At 51.8% G+C, this 21,469-nt stretch carries 17 protein-coding genes and 7 tRNA genes; 20 read left to right on the top strand and 4 right to left on the bottom strand.

What is annotated here, in order from left to right; all coding sequences use genetic code 11:
• The first annotated feature begins 26 nt into the window (after positions 1–26).
• Positions 27–779 (top strand): ribonucleotide monophosphatase NagD, encoded by a 753-nt coding sequence (nagD, locus tag ACJHWT_RS04075; RefSeq protein ID WP_000153129.1) that lies wholly within the window; start codon positions 27–29, stop codon positions 777–779.
• A 395-nt stretch (positions 780–1,174) separates the two neighbouring features.
• Positions 1,175–2,839: an asparagine synthase B gene (gene asnB, locus ACJHWT_RS04070; RefSeq protein ID WP_000337084.1), complete on the top strand. Its 1,665-nt coding sequence runs from the start codon at positions 1,175–1,177 to the stop codon at positions 2,837–2,839.
• Positions 2,840–2,880: 41 nt separating this feature from the next.
• Here the strand turns inward: asnB and ACJHWT_RS04065 are convergent, their stop codons facing one another.
• Positions 2,881–3,318, bottom strand: a complete 438-nt coding sequence (locus ACJHWT_RS04065) for a hypothetical protein (protein ID WP_000943489.1) — start codon at positions 3,316–3,318, stop codon at positions 2,881–2,883.
• 331 nt (positions 3,319–3,649) lie between these two features.
• On the opposite strand from ACJHWT_RS04065, the gene ACJHWT_RS04060 reads away from it, so the two are divergent.
• From ACJHWT_RS04060 to ACJHWT_RS04030, 7 genes are all read left to right on the top strand, one after another.
• A tRNA-Met gene (locus ACJHWT_RS04060) sits at positions 3,650–3,726 on the top strand.
• A gap of 9 nt (positions 3,727–3,735) precedes the next feature.
• A tRNA-Leu gene (locus ACJHWT_RS04055) sits at positions 3,736–3,820 on the top strand.
• 23 nt (positions 3,821–3,843) lie between these two features.
• A tRNA-Gln gene (locus ACJHWT_RS04050) sits at positions 3,844–3,918 on the top strand.
• A 34-nt stretch (positions 3,919–3,952) separates the two neighbouring features.
• Positions 3,953–4,027: transfer RNA gene (locus ACJHWT_RS04045), tRNA-Gln, on the top strand.
• Between the two features lie 15 nt (positions 4,028–4,042).
• Positions 4,043–4,119, top strand: a tRNA-Met gene (locus tag ACJHWT_RS04040).
• Between the two features lie 48 nt (positions 4,120–4,167).
• Positions 4,168–4,242 (top strand) — tRNA-Gln (locus ACJHWT_RS04035).
• Between the two features lie 37 nt (positions 4,243–4,279).
• A tRNA-Gln gene (locus tag ACJHWT_RS04030) sits at positions 4,280–4,354 on the top strand.
• 153 nt (positions 4,355–4,507) lie between these two features.
• Here the strand turns inward: ACJHWT_RS04030 and ubiF are convergent.
• Positions 4,508–5,683 carry a 3-demethoxyubiquinol 3-hydroxylase gene (ubiF, locus tag ACJHWT_RS04025; protein ID WP_001695539.1) on the bottom strand — a complete coding sequence of 392 codons (1,176 nt, stop codon included), beginning with the start codon at positions 5,681–5,683 and terminating at the stop codon, positions 4,508–4,510.
• Positions 5,684–5,828: 145 nt separating this feature from the next.
• On the opposite strand from ubiF, the gene miaB reads away from it, so the two are divergent.
• The 5 genes from miaB (at position 5,829) to lnt (ending at position 11,441) form a co-directional block, all read left to right on the top strand.
• On the top strand, positions 5,829–7,253 hold the full coding sequence (gene miaB / locus ACJHWT_RS04020) for a tRNA (N6-isopentenyl adenosine(37)-C2)-methylthiotransferase MiaB (RefSeq protein ID WP_000162740.1): 1,425 nt from the start codon (positions 5,829–5,831) through the stop codon (positions 7,251–7,253).
• Between the two features lie 152 nt (positions 7,254–7,405).
• A complete protein-coding gene (locus ACJHWT_RS04015; protein WP_001018040.1) occupies positions 7,406–8,446 on the top strand; it encodes a PhoH family protein in 1,041 nt (346 codons plus the stop codon).
• Complete coding sequence (gene ybeY / locus ACJHWT_RS04010; RefSeq protein WP_000084467.1) at positions 8,443–8,910, top strand: rRNA maturation RNase YbeY; 468 nt, start codon at positions 8,443–8,445, stop codon at positions 8,908–8,910. Before ACJHWT_RS04015 ends, ybeY begins: the two co-directional genes overlap by 4 nt.
• Positions 8,911–8,999: 89 nt before the next feature.
• A complete protein-coding gene (corC, locus tag ACJHWT_RS04005; protein WP_001278605.1) occupies positions 9,000–9,878 on the top strand; it encodes a CNNM family magnesium/cobalt transport protein CorC in 879 nt (292 codons plus the stop codon).
• Between the two features lie 24 nt (positions 9,879–9,902).
• Complete coding sequence (gene lnt / locus ACJHWT_RS04000) at positions 9,903–11,441, top strand: apolipoprotein N-acyltransferase (protein WP_000853028.1); 1,539 nt, start codon at positions 9,903–9,905, stop codon at positions 11,439–11,441.
• A 77-nt stretch (positions 11,442–11,518) separates the two neighbouring features.
• Here the strand turns inward: lnt and ACJHWT_RS03995 are convergent, their stop codons facing one another.
• The gene (locus tag ACJHWT_RS03995; protein WP_001276779.1) at positions 11,519–13,396 is read right to left on the bottom strand and encodes a rhomboid family intramembrane serine protease; all 1,878 of its coding nucleotides are present in this window, start codon (positions 13,394–13,396) and stop codon (positions 11,519–11,521) included.
• A gap of 454 nt (positions 13,397–13,850) precedes the next feature.
• Here ACJHWT_RS03995 and gltI point away from each other — a divergent pair, with 454 nt between their 5' ends.
• From gltI to rihA, 5 genes are all read left to right on the top strand, one after another.
• A complete protein-coding gene (gltI, locus tag ACJHWT_RS03990; RefSeq protein WP_001298614.1) occupies positions 13,851–14,759 on the top strand; it encodes a glutamate/aspartate ABC transporter substrate-binding protein GltI in 909 nt (302 codons plus the stop codon).
• Between the two features lie 169 nt (positions 14,760–14,928).
• Positions 14,929–15,669: a glutamate/aspartate ABC transporter permease GltJ gene (gltJ, locus tag ACJHWT_RS03985; RefSeq protein ID WP_000020941.1), complete on the top strand. Its 741-nt coding sequence runs from the start codon at positions 14,929–14,931 to the stop codon at positions 15,667–15,669.
• Complete coding sequence (gltK, locus tag ACJHWT_RS03980) at positions 15,669–16,343, top strand: glutamate/aspartate ABC transporter permease GltK (RefSeq protein WP_000272824.1); 675 nt, start codon at positions 15,669–15,671, stop codon at positions 16,341–16,343. The genes gltJ and gltK overlap by 1 nt, the downstream gene beginning before the upstream one ends.
• On the top strand, positions 16,343–17,068 hold the full coding sequence (gene gltL, locus ACJHWT_RS03975; RefSeq protein ID WP_000631391.1) for a glutamate/aspartate ABC transporter ATP-binding protein GltL: 726 nt from the start codon (positions 16,343–16,345) through the stop codon (positions 17,066–17,068). The genes gltK and gltL overlap by 1 nt, the downstream gene beginning before the upstream one ends.
• Positions 17,069–17,185: 117 nt before the next feature.
• Complete coding sequence (gene rihA, locus ACJHWT_RS03970) at positions 17,186–18,121, top strand: pyrimidine-specific ribonucleoside hydrolase RihA (protein WP_025491897.1); 936 nt, start codon at positions 17,186–17,188, stop codon at positions 18,119–18,121.
• A 44-nt stretch (positions 18,122–18,165) separates the two neighbouring features.
• On the opposite strand, the gene ACJHWT_RS03965 is transcribed toward rihA, so the two are convergent.
• A complete protein-coding gene (locus ACJHWT_RS03965; RefSeq protein WP_001044880.1) occupies positions 18,166–18,648 on the bottom strand; it encodes a zinc ribbon-containing protein in 483 nt (160 codons plus the stop codon).
• A gap of 234 nt (positions 18,649–18,882) precedes the next feature.
• On the opposite strand from ACJHWT_RS03965, the gene leuS reads away from it, so the two are divergent.
• On the top strand, positions 18,883–21,465 hold the full coding sequence (gene leuS, locus ACJHWT_RS03960) for a leucine--tRNA ligase (protein WP_410232313.1): 2,583 nt from the start codon (positions 18,883–18,885) through the stop codon (positions 21,463–21,465).
• Positions 21,466–21,469 lie beyond the last annotated feature (4 nt).

Below are 21,469 nucleotides of genomic sequence, written 5' to 3'. Positions count from 1 at the left end.
ATTGTTGTCAATATTCTGGGTAGTCCATGACCATTAAAAATGTAATTTGCGATATCGACGGCGTGCTGATGCACGATAACGTCGCCGTACCGGGTGCAGCGGAATTTTTGCACGGGATTATGGATAAAGGCCTGCCGCTGGTGTTGCTGACCAACTATCCTTCGCAGACCGGGCAAGATCTGGCGAATCGCTTTGCCACTGCCGGTGTCGATGTACCGGATAGCGTGTTTTATACCTCCGCGATGGCGACCGCCGATTTCCTGCGTCGCCAGGAAGGCAAGAAAGCATATGTGGTGGGCGAAGGCGCACTGATTCATGAACTGTACAAAGCCGGTTTCACTATTACCGATGTGAACCCTGATTTTGTGATTGTTGGCGAAACGCGTTCCTACAACTGGGACATGATGCATAAAGCAGCCTATTTCGTCGCTAACGGTGCACGCTTTATCGCCACCAACCCGGACACCCACGGGCGCGGTTTTTATCCGGCCTGTGGCGCGTTGTGTGCAGGGATCGAGAAAATCTCCGGGCGCAAACCGTTCTATGTTGGAAAGCCGAGTCCGTGGATCATCCGCGCGGCATTAAACAAAATGCAGGCGCATTCGGAAGAAACGGTGATTGTCGGCGATAACTTGCGTACCGATATTCTGGCGGGCTTCCAGGCCGGTCTGGAGACGATTCTGGTGCTTTCTGGTGTTTCGTCACTCGACGATATCGACAGTATGCCGTTCCGCCCAAGCTGGATTTACCCGTCGGTCGCTGAAATCGACGTTATCTGAATAGCAACCACGTCTGCGGACGTGGTTGGCTCTGATGACAAGCGCCAAACTGCCTGATGCGCTACGCTTATCAGGCCTACGCAGCTCCTGCAATATATTGAATTTTCATGCTTTGTAGGCCGGATAAGGCGTTCACGCCGCATCCGGCATGAACAAATCGCACTTTGTCAGCAATTTGGCTCCCGTAAAATACAACCATTCAATAAAACCCGCTAAAAATTATCGATTCATCAATAATTACATCCTCACACCAGACCTTTTTTCATCAATCGACAATCACCATTACGTTTTTTATTTTTTCACCGCCAAATCGCTTGCGCACAGTGCTGCTTTGCGGCATTTTTTTAAACAAGCAAACACAACAAGCAACAAATACCAGGTTAACGGAGAAGGTTATGTGTTCAATTTTTGGCGTATTCGATATCAAAACAGACGCAGTTGAGCTGCGCAAGAAAGCACTCGAGCTGTCACGCCTGATGCGTCATCGTGGCCCGGACTGGTCCGGTATTTATGCCAGCGATAACGCCATTCTCGCCCACGAACGTCTGTCCATTGTTGACGTTAACGCGGGGGCGCAACCTCTCTACAACCAACAAAAAACCCACGTGCTGGCAGTAAACGGTGAAATCTACAACCACCAGGCATTGCGCGCTGAATATGGCGATCGTTACCAGTTCCAGACCGGGTCTGACTGTGAAGTGATCCTCGCGCTGTATCAGGAAAAAGGGCCGGAATTTCTCGACGACTTGCAGGGCATGTTTGCCTTTGCCCTGTACGACAGCGAAAAAGATGCCTACCTGATTGGTCGCGACCATCTGGGGATCATCCCACTGTATATGGGCTATGACGAACATGGTCAGCTGTATGTGGCCTCAGAAATGAAAGCCCTGGTGCCGGTATGCCGCACGATTAAAGAGTTCCCGGCGGGGAGCTATTTGTGGAGTCAGGACGGCGAGATCCGTTCTTATTATCACCGCGACTGGTTCGACTACGATGCGGTGAAAGATAACGTGACCGACAAAAACGAGCTGCGTCAGGCACTGGAAGAATCCGTTAAAAGCCATCTGATGTCTGATGTGCCTTACGGTGTGCTGCTATCTGGTGGCCTGGATTCCTCAATTATTTCCGCTATCACCAAGAAATACGCAGCCCGTCGCGTGGAAGATCAGGAACGCTCTGAAGCCTGGTGGCCGCAGCTGCACTCCTTTGCTGTAGGTCTGCCGGGTTCACCGGATCTGAAGGCAGCCCAGGAAGTGGCAAACCATCTGGGCACTGTGCATCATGAAATTCACTTCACTGTACAGGAAGGTCTGGACGCCATCCGCGACGTGATTTACCACATCGAAACCTATGACGTGACGACAATCCGCGCTTCAACACCGATGTATTTAATGTCGCGTAAGATCAAGGCGATGGGCATTAAAATGGTGCTGTCCGGTGAAGGATCTGATGAAGTGTTTGGCGGTTATCTATACTTCCACAAAGCGCCGAATGCCAAAGAACTGCATGAAGAGACGGTGCGTAAACTGCTGGCCCTGCATATGTATGACTGCGCGCGTGCCAACAAAGCGATGTCAGCCTGGGGCGTGGAAGCACGCGTTCCGTTCCTCGACAAAAAATTCCTCGACGTGGCGATGCGCATTAACCCACAGGATAAAATGTGCGGTAACGGCAAAATGGAAAAACACATCCTGCGTGAATGTTTTGAAGCGTATCTGCCCGCAAGCGTGGCCTGGCGGCAGAAAGAGCAGTTCTCCGATGGCGTCGGTTACAGTTGGATCGACACCCTGAAAGAAGTGGCGGCGCAGCAGGTTTCTGATCAACAGCTGGAAACTGCCCGCTTCCGCTTCCCGTACAACACGCCGACGTCCAAAGAAGCGTATCTGTACCGCGAGATCTTTGAAGAACTGTTCCCGCTTCCGAGCGCCGCTGAGTGCGTGCCGGGCGGTCCTTCCGTCGCGTGTTCTTCCGCTAAAGCGATCGAATGGGATGAAGCGTTCAAAAAAATGGACGATCCATCTGGTCGTGCGGTTGGTGTTCACCAGTCGGCGTATAAGTAAGAAATGCGAAACAGCCCCGGTAAAATCCGGGGCTGTTTCAGTTATTGAGGTGCTTGTTGATTCTGATATGCAGTAAGGAAATGTTCCGGGTTTGCCACATCACTGTTTGACAACTCATCACTGTAGGCCACCGACCAGGTCGCCTGCTCATTCGGAATATGCAGGCTGCCATTCCCCTCTTTCAGGCGTAATAACTCAAAAGATTTGCCCTTAATTACGGCGGTATAGGATTTTTCACCTTCCTGTAATGCTTTCACTTTACAGCGAAAAATCTGGCCATCGATGTCATTATCAACATGCGATACCTGAATGAGGGCTTCATTAGAGGCTTTCGGCCCTATCCGCATCATCCACACCACAGCGCCTTCCTGCCCACGATAGCCAAAAACATATTTACCGATTTCCGGTTTGACCGTATCGGCAAACGCAGATTGCATAAGTAATAACGCACCCATCAGCGCCGTCATAAAACGCAGCATAGTATTCCCTCAATAAATCGCCTGAAGTGGTAGCAGAGATGCAGGCGTAGCGATCCCTGCCCTGTCCTGTTGCAACGGGCCAGTATTTCATAGATTAATTTCCCACCACTATTGTAGAATTCCGAATTTCATCCTGTATGACAAAAGAATGGCTGTAGGGTGGGGAAAAAACACAAAGTAAACAATAATTGACGAATATAGCGCCATGCTGTTCGCAACCTAACCAAACAGTCACTTTCGAGCAATTTTCCTTGAAAAAGAGGTTGACGCTGCAAGGCTCTATACGCATAATGCGCCCCGCAACGCCGATAAGGTATCGCGAAAAAAAGATGGCTACGTAGCTCAGTTGGTTAGAGCACATCACTCATAATGATGGGGTCACAGGTTCGAATCCCGTCGTAGCCACCATCTTTTTTTGCGGGAGTGGCGAAATTGGTAGACGCACCAGATTTAGGTTCTGGCGCCGCAAGGTGTGCGAGTTCAAGTCTCGCCTCCCGCACCATTCACCAGAAAGCGTTGTACGGATGGGGTATCGCCAAGCGGTAAGGCACCGGTTTTTGATACCGGCATTCCCTGGTTCAAATCCAGGTACCCCAGCCATCTTCTTCGAGTAAGCGGTTCACCGCCCGGTTATTGGGGTATCGCCAAGCGGTAAGGCACCGGTTTTTGATACCGGCATTCCCTGGTTCGAATCCAGGTACCCCAGCCATCGAAGAAACAATCTGGCTACGTAGCTCAGTTGGTTAGAGCACATCACTCATAATGATGGGGTCACAGGTTCGAATCCCGTCGTAGCCACCAAATTCTGAATGTGTCGAATATGTTCGGCAAATTCAAAAACCAATTTGTTGGGGTATCGCCAAGCGGTAAGGCACCGGATTCTGATTCCGGCATTCCGAGGTTCGAATCCTCGTACCCCAGCCACTTTATTCAAGACGCTTACATCGTAAGTGCACCCAGTTGGGGTATCGCCAAGCGGTAAGGCACCGGATTCTGATTCCGGCATTCCGAGGTTCGAATCCTCGTACCCCAGCCACATTAAAAAAGCTCGCTTCGGCGAGCTTTTTGCTTTTCTGCGTATATTCAATGCCGAATGTGATGCTGACACGTCTTATCCTTCAAAGTCGGATGCGACGCTGGCGCGTCTTATCCGACCTACGGTTGGCATGCTTCCGGCAATGTTGTAAGGCTACAACCCTAACGCATACTTCAGCGCCTGACGTTTCAACACGCCAGCACGCTCCGCCGCCATCAAACCAAGATTACGCACAAAACGCAGCGGCGGCAGATTATTACTGAATCCGGCATAAAACAGATCCATACCACTTTGCATAATGAAGTTATCCGCCATGCGCCGCATCTGGTAACGCTTGAGGATCGGATAACTGGCCCACGCTTCGCCGTAGCTGCGGGCGTTGACCAGAACATCAATTAGGGCATCGACATCACGATAACCAAGATTCACCCCCTGCCCCGCCAGCGGATGGATGGTATGCGCGGCATCGCCCACCAGCGCAAGCCCCGGCTGCACATACTGCAACGCATGTCGGCGCGTCAGCGGAAACGCACCAGCGGCAAGCGGTGTCACGTAACCCAGACACGACGGGAAATGCTTCGCGATTTCCGTCTGGAGCTGCGCCATATTCATATTCTGCAACTGGCGAATACGCGCCGGAGAGTCATACCACACCAGCGATGCCCAGTTATCAAACAACGGCAGAAACGCACGCGGTCCGTCCGGAGTAAATTGCTGCCAGGTGCTATCGCCGGGATCGTTCTCGCACTGGACGCTAATCAACATGCACGACTGCGCATACTGCCAGGCATGAACGCCAATTCCCGCTATCTGCCGCACCTGCGAATTTGCGCCATCGGCACCAATCACCAGCTTCGCGCGGATCGTTTCACCGCCCTTCAGTTCCAGCTCCTGAAGATCATTATGGCGATGCAGCGCAATCAGCGAGCCTGGCACACGTAACGTTACTTTCGGATGCGCTTCCAGCGCCTGCCACAGCGCCTGTTGCAGGACAGTGTTTTCCACCATGTAGCCAAGCAACGGTAGCTTAAGTTCAGCGGCGTCAAACACCACATGCGCCGTTTCCCACTCCCACGTTTCCAGTCTGCGGTAAGGATGGCAACGCATAGCCTGTACTGCATCCCAGACCCCTAACCCTTTAAGCAATGATACCGAAGCCGCACTAATCGCCGAGATCCGCACGTCCGGCTGGCTGTCAGCGACAAACGGTGCAGGTTGGGCATGTTCGATAACCATTACCGAAAATCCGTGCTGAGCCAGTCCCAGCGCCAGTGCGCCGCCGACCATTCCTCCGCCGACAATGGCAATTTCCGTTGGTTGATTTGTCATGGTCAATCATCCTGTTAGCAATATGCTTTAAGTTTACAGGATTTTTACCCCCAAGGGCTGATAACGCTCATACTGGTCACAACGGCAGCAAAGCATTACACTATGCGCCCTGCATTCCTGGCTACTATTTCGCAAGAGCAAGTCGATGACCAAAAAACTCCATATTAAAACCTGGGGCTGTCAGATGAACGAGTACGATTCATCGAAGATGGCCGATCTGCTGGATGCCACCCACGGCTATCAACTGACCGATGTGGCGGAAGAAGCGGATGTGCTGCTGCTGAACACCTGCTCAATCCGCGAGAAGGCTCAGGAAAAAGTCTTCCATCAGTTGGGTCGCTGGAAACTGTTAAAAGAGAAGAATCCAGACCTGATTATCGGCGTCGGCGGCTGCGTGGCATCGCAAGAAGGCGAGCACATTCGCCAGCGCGCCCACTATGTCGATATTATTTTTGGGCCGCAAACGCTGCACCGTCTGCCGGAGATGATCAACTCCGTGCGCGGCGACCGCAGCCCGGTTGTAGATATCAGCTTCCCGGAAATCGAGAAGTTTGACCGTCTGCCGGAACCGCGCGCCGAAGGGCCGACCGCGTTTGTCTCCATCATGGAAGGCTGCAATAAATATTGCACCTACTGCGTAGTGCCTTACACCCGTGGTGAAGAGGTAAGCCGTCCGTCCGACGATATTCTGTTTGAAATTGCCCAGCTTGCGGCTCAGGGCGTGCGTGAAGTCAACCTGCTCGGTCAGAACGTGAACGCCTGGCGTGGTGAGAACTACGACGGCACCACCGGATCGTTTGCCGACCTGCTGCGTCTGGTTGCGGCGATCGACGGGATCGATCGTATTCGCTTTACCACCAGCCATCCGATCGAATTCACCGACGATATCATCGAAGTGTACCGCGACACGCCGGAGCTGGTGAGTTTCCTGCATCTGCCGGTACAGAGCGGTTCCGATCGCATTCTGAACCTGATGGGACGTACCCATACAGCGCTGGAGTACAAAGCGATCATCCGTAAACTGCGTGCGGCGCGTCCGGATATTCAGATCAGTTCTGACTTCATCGTTGGCTTCCCTGGCGAAACCACCGAAGACTTCGAGAAAACGATGAAGCTGATTGCCGACGTCAATTTCGACATGAGCTACAGCTTTATCTTCTCCGCTCGTCCAGGTACACCAGCCGCCGATATGGTTGATGATGTTCCGGAAGAAGAGAAGAAGCAGCGCCTGTATATTCTACAAGAACGTATCAATCAGCAAGCAATGGCATGGAGCCGCCGGATGCTCGGTACCACCCAGCGTATTCTGGTAGAAGGTACATCGCGTAAGAGCATCATGGAGCTTTCCGGCCGTACTGAAAATAACCGCGTCGTCAACTTCGAAGGTACGCCGGATATGATCGGTAAATTCGTCGATGTAGAAATTACCGACGTCTACCCGAACTCTCTGCGCGGTAAAGTGGTGCGAACTGAAGATGAAATGGGTCTGCGCGTGGCAGAAACACCGGAATCGGTGATTGCCCGTACCCGCAAAGAAAACGACCTTGGCGTGGGTTATTATCAGCCGTAATACTCAGGCCCGCCGTTCCGGTGGGCCTTGTTTTTTCTCTCTTTATCCCCATCTTTATCGCAATGCTTGCGCCTTTTTCCTGTGGCGTGAATAATTTCCTTATAGGCCGGTGAATGTTCAGCTTCCGGCGGCATACAGATAAGAGGAACGGTTTGAACATAGACACTCGCGAAATCACCCTGGAGCCAGCAGACAACGCGCGTCTGTTGAGCCTGTGCGGCCCGTTTGATGACAACATCAAACAACTCGAACGCCGTCTCGGCATCGAGATCAATCGCCGCGATAACCACTTTAAACTGACCGGCCGTCCGATTTGCGTCACCGCTGCGGCAGACATTCTGCGTAGCCTGTATGTCGATACCGCCCCGATGCGCGGTCAGATTCAGGATATCGAACCGGAACAGATCCACCTTGCGATTAAAGAAGCGCGGGTACTGGAGCAAAGCGCGGAGAGCGTGCCGGAGTACGGCAAAGCGGTCAATATCAAAACCAAACGCGGCGTAATTAAGCCGCGCACGCCAAACCAGGCGCAGTACATCGCCAATATTCTCGACCATGACATTACCTTCGGCGTTGGCCCGGCGGGTACGGGTAAAACCTACCTGGCAGTGGCTGCGGCAGTTGATGCCCTGGAGCGTCAGGAAATTCGCCGTATTCTGCTGACTCGTCCGGCAGTAGAAGCCGGTGAGAAACTGGGCTTCCTGCCTGGCGATTTAAGCCAGAAAGTAGACCCGTATCTGCGCCCGCTGTACGACGCGCTGTTTGAAATGCTGGGCTTTGAGAAAGTCGAGAAACTGATTGAGCGCAACGTTATTGAAGTCGCACCGCTGGCCTATATGCGTGGTCGTACGCTGAACGACGCGTTTATCATTCTTGATGAGAGCCAGAACACCACCATCGAACAGATGAAGATGTTCCTGACCCGTATCGGTTTTAACTCAAAAGCGGTTATCACCGGCGACGTCACACAGATCGACCTGCCGCGTAATACCAAGTCTGGTTTGCGTCATGCCATCGAAGTACTGGCTGATGTCGAAGAGATCAGCTTTAACTTCTTCCACAGCGAAGACGTGGTTCGTCACCCGGTGGTGGCGCGTATCGTTAACGCCTATGAAGCCTGGGAAGAAGCCGAACAAAAACGTAAAGCGGCGCTGGCAGCAGAACGCAAGCGCGAAGAACAGGAACAAAAATGAGTCAGGTGATCCTCGATTTACAACTGGCATGTGAAGATAATTCCGGGTTACCGGAAGAGAGCCAGTTTCAGACATGGCTGAATGCGGTGATCCCGCAGTTTCAGGAAGAATCGGAAGTGACTATTCGCGTGGTCGATACCGCCGAAAGCCACAGTCTGAATCTGACCTATCGCGGTAAGGATAAGCCGACCAACGTGCTCTCCTTCCCGTTTGAAGTACCGCCTGGCATGGAAATGTCGCTACTGGGCGATCTGGTTATCTGCCGTCAGGTGGTTGAGAAGGAAGCTCAGGAGCAAGGCAAACCACTGGAGGCGCACTGGGCGCATATGGTGGTGCACGGCAGTCTGCATTTGTTAGGTTACGATCACATCGAAGATGACGAAGCAGAAGAAATGGAAGCCATCGAAACAGAGATTATGCTTGCTCTGGGCTATGAGGATCCGTACATTGCCGAGAAAGAATAATTTGCCAGGCATTTGACTGGCAGACGTCCCCGCCGTTGGTGATTAACGACGGCGTTTTGATTAACTAACATGAGAACCCATACGACGCCATGAGCGACGACAATTCACACAGTAGTGACACGATAAGCAACAAGAAGGGATTTTTCTCCCTGTTACTCAGCCAACTTTTCCACGGTGAACCGAAAAACCGTGACGAACTGCTGGCGCTGATCCGTGATTCCGGGCAGAACGACCTTATCGACGAAGATACGCGCGATATGCTCGAAGGGGTGATGGACATCGCAGACCAACGCGTTCGCGACATCATGATCCCCCGCTCCCAGATGATTACCCTGAAACGCAACCAGACGCTGGACGAATGCCTTGATGTCATCATCGAGTCCGCCCACTCACGTTTCCCGGTGATTAGCGAAGACAAAGATCACATTGAAGGGATTCTGATGGCGAAAGACTTGCTGCCGTTTATGCGCAGCGATGCTGAAGCCTTCAGCATGGACAAAGTGTTACGTCAGGCGGTTGTCGTTCCTGAAAGTAAGCGCGTAGACCGGATGCTGAAAGAGTTTCGCTCTCAGCGTTACCACATGGCGATCGTCATTGACGAATTCGGTGGGGTTTCCGGTCTGGTGACCATTGAAGACATCCTGGAACTGATTGTTGGTGAGATTGAAGACGAGTATGACGAAGAAGATGATATCGACTTCCGTCAGCTGAGTCGTCATACCTGGACCGTGCGCGCACTGGCTTCTATTGAAGACTTCAACGAAGCGTTCGGCACCCACTTTAGCGATGAAGAGGTTGACACTATCGGTGGTCTGGTGATGCAGGCATTTGGGCATCTTCCGGCGCGTGGCGAAACCATCGACATCGACGGTTACCAGTTCAAAGTGGCGATGGCCGACAGTCGGCGTATTATTCAGGTTCATGTCAAAATCCCGGATGACTCACCCCAGCCGAAGCTGGATGAATAAAACCGAAACTGGATAGATAACTACATGGCTTTTGCCTCATTAATTGAACGCCAGCGCATTCGCCTGCTGCTGGCGTTATTATTCGGTGCCTGCGGAACGCTGGCCTTCTCTCCTTACGACGTCTGGCCTGCGGCGATTATTTCGCTGATGGGGCTTCAGGCGTTGACCTTTAACCGCCGTCCACTCCAGTCTGCCGCTATTGGCTTTTGCTGGGGATTTGGCCTCTTTGGCAGCGGTATTAACTGGGTCTATGTCAGCATCGCGACCTTTGGCGGAATGCCTGGCCCGGTTAACATCTTCCTGGTGGTACTGCTGGCGGCGTATTTGTCGCTGTATACCGGACTGTTTGCTGGCGTGCTGTCGCGTCTGTGGCCGAAAACCACCTGGCTGCGCGTGGCGATTGCCGCCCCTGCTCTCTGGCAAGTGACCGAGTTTCTGCGCGGTTGGGTACTAACAGGCTTCCCGTGGTTACAGTTCGGCTATAGCCAGATTGATGGCCCGTTAAAAGGGCTGGCACCGATAATGGGCGTGGAAGCCATTAACTTCCTGCTGATGATGGTTAGCGGCCTGCTGGCACTGGCGTTGGTCAAACGCAACTGGCGTCCGCTGGTGGTGGCCGTCGTGCTGTTTGCCCTTCCCTTCCCGCTGCGTTACATCCAGTGGTTTACCCCGCAACCGGAAAAAACTATTCAGGTTTCGATGGTTCAGGGCGATATTCCGCAATCGCTGAAATGGGACGGAGACCAGCTACTTAATACGCTGAAGATATACTACAACGCAACGGCACCGCTGATGGGCAAATCATCGTTGATTATCTGGCCGGAGTCGGCGATAACCGATCTGGAAATTAATCAGCAACCGTTCCTCAAAGCTCTGGACGGTGAGTTGCGCGATAAAGGGAGCTCGCTGGTCACCGGGATTGTCGACGCGCGTCTCAATAAACAGAACCGCTACGATACCTACAACACCATCATCACACTGGGTAAAGGCGCACCGTACAGCTATGAATCAGCCGATCGCTATAACAAAAACCATCTGGTGCCGTTTGGCGAGTTTGTCCCACTGGAGTCGATACTGCGTCCGTTAGCACCGTTCTTTGATTTGCCGATGTCTTCATTCAGCCGCGGACCATATATTCAGCCACCGCTGTCGTTGAATGGCATTCAACTTACTGCGGCCATTTGCTACGAAATCATTCTCGGCGAGCAAGTGCGCGATAACTTCCGCCCGGATACCGACTATCTGCTGACTATCTCCAACGATGCGTGGTTTGGTAAGTCTATTGGTCCATGGCAGCACTTCCAGATGGCGCGAATGCGTGCGCTGGAGCTGGCGCGCCCACTGTTGCGCAGCACCAACAACGGCATTACGGCGGTGATTGGCCCGCAGGGTGAGATTCAGGCGATGATCCCGCAGTTCACCCGCGAGGTGTTAACCACTAACGTGACGCCGACTACCGGACTCACACCGTACGCACGTACCGGCAACTGGCCGCTGTGGGTGCTGACGGCACTGTTTGGTTTTGCAGCTGTGCTGATGAGTCTGCGAGCACGTAAACATTAATGTGCCTGATGTATCCGGCATGAACAAAACATACTTTCTCATTGAGTTGTGGGGCATGATTATCATGCCCTTTTTTCTTACGGTTCAGGGATACAAGCCACATCGCCATATTGGGGATGCCGAATAATTGCCTGCGGATCAAGCGAGCGCGTCCTGTCCATTTGGATTAACCTGTTCTTCGCCATAACAAATATCTTTCTACCATCCGCTGAAAAACGAAGGTGATTAACGTAGCTGGCAGGATAAACGCCAATAATCTGCCCGGCATTAATATTGAGCAGGATGACATAACCTTGCAGGCCATATGACACCAACGCTAAATATTGACCGTCCGGGCTAATACCCTCAACGGAATAAACGCTCCTGCTACACCATTGCGTCATAATGCTGGCTTGTTGATCCCCTACGCTTATACGTGAAATCCCCTGGCTATCGGCAAAAATAATCTCGCCATTTTTTGGTCGGAATCCCATCGCAGAAACGATACCACGCGCATCACCTGTGGGAAAGTCTTCTTTCTGATGCGTGATGGTATTGATGCGTACAATGTCGCCTCTGACCATACCGGGTATCAACAATGTTTTTTCATCCGGGGAAAGTGCCATAACCCAGGCGCCTGGTTTACCGCTCGTCCCCGTCCCGTCGTATTTCTCCAGCGGGATATCCGTCACATGCTGATAAGTCACCAGATCAATGGCTGACACACTATTACTGGTGCGATTCATCACCCAGGCTTTTGTGCCATCACGCGAGAGGATAAGGCTGTCAGGATGGGCGCCGGTGGTAATCGACTGAATAATCTCCCCCGTCGCCACGTTAATGACCGATACTGCATTCGCTTCAAATGAAGTCGCATAAATCAACTTTTCATCCAGGCTTAATGCCAGCGATCTGACGCCCTGATCTTTACAGCCACCACAATGTTTGACTGACTTTTCTTTCGCTATGGGCGCTGTAAAGGTATGCAGGATTTTCTTTTGTCCGAGGTCGAAAACAACAATGCTGTTGGTGTTTTCAATTGCGGCATACAACGTATTACCATCCCGACTGATCGCCATATCATGGATATCGGCAATCTCAGCGAGTAAATCACCACTGGCCTGCTCACGACTTACCGGAGCGGATAATGTTTCCCTGAGGGCGTTGCGCTCCTCCACTAACTGCTGCTTTTTTTGTCGTCGCTCTTGTTCAATCTCCTGCGGATAAAACGCTTCACGCAGGCTTTGCCTGACCTGTAAAACTGATTCATCAATCTGCTGCTGCACAAACCAGATAGTCCCGGTCAGAAGAAGAGTGACCGCAACAATAATCCCGCCTTCCGTAACGAGCCGATTTTGCCCAACTAAACGCGCACTCAGCCAACCCAACGCGCCCCCCGCAATCAGGCCGCCAATGTGGCAAGCGTTATCTATTCCTGCTTGCCGGGCACCATACAACAGTGTCAGCGCCACCATACCCAACAGAGAAAATACTCGCCGCTGGTTTTTATGGTGTGTACCCGCACCTGAAGAAAGCTGTGTTGCTATCGCAGCGCCCGCTATTCCCATAATTGCCCCGGATGCCCCAACGCTGATGACTATCTGCTCACTTTCGTGTAACGCATAACAGGCGCTGATCAGCCCACCAAAGATGCCGGAGAATAACCAGATAATCAGGAGTCGCCATTTCCCCAGAATACGTTCCACCGCTCCCCCCACCACCAGGAGTGCAAACATATTCATCAGCAAATGAGAAACACTGCTGTGCAGAAAGACACTGCTCAATAAGCGCCAGGATTCACCCGACAACGTGAGAGAAGCAACGTTAGCACCGAGATGGATAAGTGCGGATTGATCGACTTCTTCATAACTCATCCATTGTGCGAGGTAACAAAATATCCCAACACAGAGCGCAAAAAGGATAAGGGTTATTGCGGGTAATTGAACATTTAACGGCTTAACCGAAGATGCAGACATAAGGTGATTCTTCCTTGAAAAGACAGGTAAAAAGCATTTTTCCCGTGTGCAGTTATCATCCCGGCAAACGTCCCATGCCGAAAAGATAACCCTGTCCGAAATATGACTATTTCAGCCTAACATTACAATCGTAATTAATTCACCTATAAGTATTTTTTGGCATGTAAGTTGCTTTATTTACTGTGTAAGCAATGAAATCAGCCGCGACGCAACCGGGTTGCACCACCACAAATCAGCGGTAGCACCAAAAAGGTGCGATTTAAGAATTTTGCTTCGGAATGGTGCGGCGCATCTCGCAAAAACAAACAATAAAACAGCAATATCTTTACATTTATCCAAACTAAATGTTACCTAACAAGCACAACACTGCACAATAAAGTTGCAGATGATAACAACACAAACACTCACAACGGGTATCCATGCGTTCTTAACGCAGAAGATAAAGGAGTTGGATATGCAATTACGTAAACCTGCCACAGCAATCCTGGCCCTGGCGCTTTCCGCAGGACTGGCACAGGCAGATGACGCCGCCCCGGCAGCAGGCAGTACGCTGGACAAAATCGCCAAAAACGGCGTGATTGTCGTCGGTCACCGTGAATCTTCAGTACCTTTCTCTTATTACGACAATCAGCAAAAAGTGGTGGGCTACTCGCAGGATTACTCCAACGCCATTGTTGAAGCAGTGAAAAAGAAACTCAACAAACCAGACTTACAGGTGAAATTGATTCCGATCACCTCACAAAACCGTATTCCACTGCTGCAAAACGGCACTTTCGATTTTGAATGCGGTTCTACCACCAACAATGCCGAACGCCAAAAACAGGCGGCTTTCTCTGACACTATTTTCGTGGTCGGTACGCGCCTGCTGACCAAAAAGGGCGGCGATATCAAAGATTTTGCCGACCTGAAAGGCAAAGCCGTAGTCGTCACTTCCGGCACCACCTCTGAAGTTTTGCTCAACAAACTGAATGAAGAGCAAAAAATGAATATGCGCATCATCAGCGCCAAAGATCACGGTGACTCTTTCCGTACCCTGGAAAGCGGTCGTGCCGTTGCCTTTATGATGGATGATGCTCTGCTGGCCGGTGAACGTGCGAAAGCGAAGAAACCAGACAACTGGGAAATCGTCGGCAAGCCGCAGTCTCAGGAAGCCTATGGTTGCATGTTGCGTAAAGACGATCCGCAGTTCAAAAAGCTGATGGATGATACCATCGCTCAGGTGCAGACCTCCGGTGAAGCGGAAAAATGGTTTGATAAGTGGTTCAAAAATCCAATTCCGCCGAAAAACCTGAACATGAATTTCGAACTGTCAGACGAAATGAAAGCACTGTTCAAAGAACCGAATGACAAGGCACTGAACTAATTACAAGAACCAGGGGCGGAAATTCCAGCCCTCTCGATTGTTACGTAGCACGGACAGACTATACGCCTGGTGGTCGTTCCCCATCGGGCCTGAAAACCGCAATACGCTGGGTAACAATCTTCGAGGGTAGCAGTTAACGCTGCTACCCTCTTTTTTCTGGAGTAGATTTATGTCTATAGACTGGAACTGGGGTATTTTTTTACAACAAGCCCCGTTCGGCAACACCACCTATCTTGGTTGGATCTGGAGTGGTTTTCAGGTGACGATCGCTTTGTCGATCTGCGCCTGGATTATCGCTTTCCTCGTCGGTTCATTTTTCGGCATTTTACGTACCGTTCCAAACCGTTTTCTCTCCGGTCTGGGTACGTTGTATGTCGAACTGTTCCGCAACGTGCCGTTGATTGTGCAATTCTTTACCTGGTACCTGGTGATCCCGGAGCTGCTGCCAGAGAAAATCGGCATGTGGTTTAAGGCAGAGCTGGATCCCAATATTCAGTTTTTCCTTTCATCCATGCTCTGCCTGGGGCTGTTTACCGCCGCCCGTGTTTGCGAACAGGTACGCGCCGCTATTCAGTCGCTGCCGCGTGGGCAAAAAAATGCCGCGCTGGCGATGGGTCTGACGCTACCGCAGGCTTACCGCTACGTACTGCTGCCTAATGCTTATCGCGTTATCGTCCCGCCGATGACCTCAGAGATGATGAACCTGGTGAAAAACTCCGCCATCGCCTCGACTATCGGTCTGGTGGATATGGCGGCGCAGGCGGGTAAATTGCTCGATTACTCGGCCCACGCCTGGGAGTCGTTTACCGCCATCACGCTGGCGTATGTATTGATTAACGCTTTTATCATGCTGGTGATGACGCTGGTTGAACGTAAAGTTCGTCTGCCCGGCAACATGGGGGGCAAATAATGTACGAGTTTGACTGGAGTTCCATTGTTCCTTCCCTGCCATATCTGCTCGACGGGCTGGTGATCACGCTGAAAATCACCGTCACGGCAGTGGTGATTGGTATTTTGTGGGGCACCATGCTGGCGGTGATGCGCTTGTCCAGCTTTGCGCCTGTTGCGTGGTTTGCCAAAGCCTATGTTAACGTATTCCGCTCGATTCCTTTAGTCATGGTTTTGCTGTGGTTTTACCTGATTGTGCCGGGATTTCTGCAAAACGTGCTGGGATTATCGCCAAAAAATGATATCCGTTTAATTTCGGCAATGGTGGCGTTTTCGATGTTTGAAGCGGCCTACTATTCAGAGATTATCCGTGCCGGTATTCAAAGTATTTCCCGTGGTCAGTCGAGCGCCGCGCTGGCGTTGGGGATGACTCACTGGCAGTCGATGAAACTGATTATTCTGCCGCAGGCTTTCCGCGCGATGGTGCCGCTGCTGCTCACTCAGGGCATCGTACTGTTCCAGGATACCTCGCTGGTGTATGTGTTATCTCTGGCCGATTTCTTCCGTACCGCTTCAACCATTGGTGAGCGTGATGGTACGCAGGTTGAGATGATCCTGTTTGCCGGATTTGTTTATTTCGTTATTAGCCTTAGCGCGTCGTTGTTGGTCAGCTACTTGAAAAGAAGGACAGCATAATGATTACCCTGAAAAATGTTTCAAAATGGTATGGTCACTTTCAGGTGCTGACCGACTGCTCAACCGAAGTGAAAAAAGGCGAAGTGGTGGTGGTTTGCGGCCCGTCTGGTTCCGGCAAATCAACGCTGATTAAAACCGTCAACGGCCTCGAACCGGTGCAGCAAGGTGAAATCACCGTCGATGGCATCGTGGTTAACGACAAGAAAACCGATCAGGCAAAGCTGCGTTCCCGCGTCGGGATGGTATTCCAGCATTTCGAGCTGTTCCCTCATCTGTCGATTATCGAAAACCTGACCCTGGCGCAGGTGAAAGTGCTTAAACGCGATAAAGCGCCGGCTCGTGAAAAAGCATTGAAATTGCTGGAGCGCGTCGGGCTTTCCGCACATGCCAATAAGTTTCCGGCGCAGCTTTCCGGCGGTCAGCAGCAGCGTGTGGCGATCGCTCGCGCATTGTGTATGGATCCTATTGCCATGCTGTTCGACGAACCGACATCGGCGCTGGATCCGGAGATGATCAACGAAGTGCTGGACGTGATGGTGGAACTGGCGAACGAAGGAATGACCATGATGGTGGTGACCCACGAAATGGGCTTTGCCCGTAAAGTGGCGAATCGGGTGATCTTTATGGACGAGGGTAAAATTGTCGAAGACTCGCCGAAAGACGCTTTCTTCGATGATCCGAAATCGGACCGCGCAAAAGACTTCCTCGCGAAAATCCTGCATTAATCACTCTGGCGCGCATACCCAAGTGCGCGCCATCTCACGCTTTATCGTTTCGCTCCTCGTATCTGTTACATCCTGGCGGTACCCTTGTCGCAAAGAAGCACACAACAAGGAGCAACAATGGCACTGCCAATTCTGTTAGATTGCGACCCAGGTCATGACGACGCTATCGCAATAGTTCTTGCCCTCGCCTCACCAGAGCTTGATGTCAAAGCAATTACGTCTTCCGCCGGAAACCAGACACCAGAAAAAACCTTACGCAATGTTCTGCGTATGCTGACCTTGCTTAATCGCACCGATATTCCGGTAGCAGGCGGCGCGGTAAAACCGTTAATGCGTAATTTGATTATTGCGGACAATGTGCACGGCGAAAGCGGTCTCGACGGCCCGGCATTACCGGAACCGACGTTCGCACCGCAAAACTGTACGGCGGTGGAGCTGATGGCGAAAACGCTGTGTGAAAGTGAGGAACCTATCACCATTGTTTCAACCGGACCGCAAACTAACGTTGCCTTGCTGCTCAATAGCCACCCGGAACTGCATAGCAAAATTGCCCGTATCGTGATTATGGGCGGCGCAATGGGGCTTGGTAACTGGACGCCTGCGGCTGAATTTAATATTTACGTTGACCCGGAAGCGGCAGAAATTGTCTTCCAGTCAGGAATTCCGGTGGTGATGGCCGGTCTGGATGTTACTCACAAAGCACAAATCCACGTTGAAGACACTGAGCGTTTCCGCGCGATTGGCAACCCTGTTTCAACCATTGTTGCCGAACTGCTGGATTTCTTCCTCGAATATCATAAAGACGAAAAATGGGGCTTTGTCGGCGCACCACTGCATGACCCATGCACCATCGCCTGGCTGTTGAAACCGGAGTTGTTTACCACTGTTGAGCGCTGGGTTGGCGTGGAAACACAAGGGAAATATACCCAGGGTATGACGGTTGTTGATTATTATTATCTGACTGGCAATAAACCGAATGCCACCTTAATGGTCGATGTTGATCGTCAGGGCTTTGTTGATTTACTGGCTGATCGTCTGAAATTTTACGCTTAATCACTCGCCGGATGACATCACGCCATCCGGCACCACTCATTTCATTACGGCTCGAACGGACGTCTCTGGAACTGATCATGACCACATTTCGGGCATAGCGTCAGCACTTCCGGTGTATAGATCGGGAGATGGAAGTGACATTTCTCGCAGACCAGATTTCCCAGCCCTACCACTTCTCCGCTGTGATAAACCCCGTGATGATTGAGGTCCTGGAAAACTTCGCGCCATTCAAGCTGCGTTTTATCGGTGATGTCTGCCAGCTCCTGCCACAAGCTTTCTTTAATCACCCGCATAAAGACGCTGTCAGATTCTTCTTTCAGGCTCTCTTCATAGCTCATGGCGAACTCTTCCAGGTCACGTCTGACAGCTCGCGTCAGCTCATCGACCTCGGTTCGCGTTAACTCCCCTGTTTTTATTACGCGCTCGCGCGCCTGTTCCACCAGTGCGTCGATATCACGTTCGCCATTGCGCAGGCGTTCGCTCAGTGACGCGACCAGTTCACGGTAATATTGAGCAACCTTGTTCATCGTTTCATCTCCCGGGTCGTTAACTGACTATAATAATAGACGTTCTTTGTTCCTTGCTTTGCTAATACGCCCACAAACTCTGTAAATTAATGTATGAATAATCCGGGCATCATTTCAACGTCGAGTGCGCGAAAGGCTGTTTTGACGCGGACGTTTGGGCTATGCTATGCGGATCTGAAAAACCACCTCAACGCTACATTTGTAGCCGTATTGAAAACAGGACCACTGGCTGCCATGCAAGAGCAATACCGCCCGGAAGAGATAGAATCCAAAGTACAGCTTCATTGGGATGAGAAGCGCACATTTGAAGTAACCGAAGACGAGAGCAAAGAGAAGTATTACTGCCTGTCTATGCTTCCCTATCCTTCTGGTCGACTACACATGGGCCACGTACGTAACTACACCATCGGTGACGTGATCGCCCGCTACCAGCGTATGCTGGGCAAAAACGTCCTGCAGCCGATCGGCTGGGACGCGTTTGGTCTGCCTGCGGAAGGCGCGGCGGTGAAAAACAACACCGCACCGGCACCGTGGACGTACGACAACATCGCGTACATGAAAAACCAGCTCAAAATGCTGGGCTTTGGTTATGACTGGAGCCGCGAGCTGGCAACCTGTACGCCGGAATACTACCGTTGGGAACAGAAATTCTTCACCGAGCTGTATAAAAAAGGCCTGGTATATAAGAAGACTTCTGCAGTCAACTGGTGCCCGAACGACCAGACCGTACTGGCGAACGAACAAGTTATCGACGGCTGCTGCTGGCGCTGCGATACCAAAGTTGAGCGTAAAGAGATCCCGCAATGGTTTATCAAAATCACCGCTTACGCTGACGAGCTGCTCAACGATCTGGATAAACTGGATCACTGGCCAGACACCGTTAAAACCATGCAGCGTAACTGGATCGGTCGTTCCGAAGGCGTGGAAATCACCTTCAACGTTAACGACTATGACAACACGCTGACCGTTTACACTACCCGCCCGGACACCTTTATGGGTTGTACCTACCTGGCGGTGGCTGCGGGTCATCCGCTGGCACAGAAAGCGGCGGAAAATAATCCTGAACTGGCCGCCTTTATTGACGAATGCCGTAACACCAAAGTTGCCGAAGCTGAAATGGCGACGATGGAGAAAAAAGGCGTCGATACTGGCTTTAAAGCGGTTCACCCATTAACGGGCGAAGAAATTCCCGTTTGGGCAGCAAACTTCGTATTGATGGAATACGGCACGGGCGCAGTTATGGCGGTTCCGGGTCACGACCAGCGCGACTACGAGTTTGCCTCTAAATACGGCCTGAACATCAAACCGGTTATCCTGGCAGCTGACGGCTCTGAGCCAGATCTTTCTCAGCAAGCCCTGACTGAAAAAGGCGTGCTGTTCAACTCTGGCGAGTTCAACGGTCTTGACCATGAAGCGGCCTTCAACGCCATCGCCGATAAACTGACTGCGATGGGCGTTGGCGAGCGTAAAGTGAACTACCGCCTGCGCGACTGGGGTGTTTCTCGTCAGCGTTACTGGGGCGCGCCGATTCCGATGGTGACGCTGGAAGACGGTACCGTAATGCCGACCCCGGACGACCAGCTGCCGGTGATCCTGCCGGAAGATGTGGTGATGGACGGCATTACCAGCCCGATTAAAGCAGATCCGGAGTGGGCAAAAACTACCGTTAACGGTATGCCAGCGCTGCGTGAAACCGACACTTTCGACACCTTTATGGAGTCCTCCTGGTACTATGCGCGCTACACTTGCCCGGAGTACAAAGAAGGTATGCTGGATTCCAAAGCGGCTAACTACTGGCTGCCGGTGGATATCTACATTGGTGGTATCGAACACGCCATTATGCACCTGCTCTACTTCCGCTTCTTCCACAAACTGATACGTGATGCAGGCATGGTGAACTCTGACGAACCAGCAAAACAGTTGCTGTGTCAGGGTATGGTGCTGGCAGATGCCTTCTACTATGTTGGCGAAAACGGCGAACGTAACTGGGTTTCCCCGGTTGATGCTATCGTTGAACGTGACGAGAAAGGCCGTATCGTGAAAGCGAAAGATGCGGCAGGCCATGAACTGGTTTATACCGGCATGAGCAAAATGTCCAAGTCGAAGAACAACGGTATCGACCCGCAGGTGATGGTTGAACGTTACGGCGCGGACACCGTTCGTCTGTTTATGATGTTTGCTTCTCCGGCTGATATGACTCTCGAATGGCAGGAATCCGGCGTGGAAGGGGCTAACCGCTTCCTGAAACGTGTCTGGAAACTGGTTTACGAGCACACAGCGAAAGGTGATGTTGCGGCACTGAACGTTGATGCGCTGACTGAAGATCAGAAAGCGCTGCGTCGCGATGTGCATAAAACGATCGCTAAAGTGACCGATGATATCGGCCGTCGTCAGACCTTCAACACCGCAATTGCGGCGATTATGGAGCTGATGAACAAACTGGCGAAAGCACCGACCGATGGCGAGCAGGACCGCGCCCTGATGCAGGAAGCACTGCTGGCCGTTGTCCGTATGCTTAACCCGTTCACCCCGCACATCTGCTTCACGCTGTGGCAGGAACTGAAAGGCGAAGGCGATATCGACAACGCGCCGTGGCCGGTTGCTGACGAAAAAGCGATGGTGGAAGACTCCACGCTGGTCGTGGTGCAGGTTAACGGTAAAGTCCGTGCAAAAATCACCGTTCCGGTGGACGCAACGGAAGAACAGGTTCGCGAACGTGCTGGCCAGGAACATCTGGTAGCAAAATATCTTGATGGCGTTACCGTGCGTAAAGTGATTTACGTACCCGGTAAACTCCTCAATCTGGTCGTTGGCTAAGCGC

The organism is Escherichia sp. WS338 (genome assembly GCF_046486405.1).
Lineage (GTDB): Bacteria > Pseudomonadota > Gammaproteobacteria > Enterobacterales > Enterobacteriaceae > Escherichia > Escherichia coli.
Note: the sequence above shows the minus strand (reverse complement) of the source record. Positions and strands in the feature narration are given on the sequence as shown.